Consider the following 582-nt stretch of genomic DNA (forward strand, 5'->3'; position numbering starts at 1 on the left):
ACCCGGCATCCGCTTATCCGCAAACTGATTAAATTAAGACGGGAGCCGAAACGGTTTTTCTCCGATTCATCGCACCCCGTGCTGAACGTCATGAGTAAAATATTATGAATGCAGATCCGGCGGTAAGCACAGACATCACCAGTCTGGTGAAACGTTTTCAGTATGAACGGTACGGGAAAAAATATGTATACCTGCCTGAAGAACCGGATAAAAAGAATGAACGTCTGTTAGTGATCCTGAGTGCACATAATCAGGGTGAGAAGTATATGGCCTTACGGGCGTTTACGGAGGATCAGCGATGCGATCTTTTATTCATGCACAATCCTGAGAACACCTGGTATCTGGATCATGACACGGGCGCATCCTACCGCGCTGTCCTTGAGGAGGTGATAAAAGATTACAATGTGCAGAATGTTTATTTCTTTGGCTCCTCCATGTCAGGATATGCTTCCGTTCTGTTTTCTCTTATGTTTAATGCGAATGCAGTGACGGTTAACCCGCAAATCAATCTCAGTATTTCAAAGGATTATGCCTGGGATGAATTAAGGCGTCATATCGACGCCATTCCCGGAGACCGCATCA

At 45.5% G+C, this 582-nt stretch carries 1 protein-coding gene; it reads left to right on the forward strand.

Annotation, left to right across the window (positions count from 1 at the left end; all coding sequences use genetic code 11):
* Positions 1-104 precede the first annotated feature (104 nt).
* On the forward strand, positions 105-582 hold a 478-nt coding region (locus ACU8YC_RS25760), incomplete at its 3' end, for a hypothetical protein (RefSeq protein WP_446896074.1).

The organism is Citrobacter sp. VF227 (genome assembly GCF_052950715.1).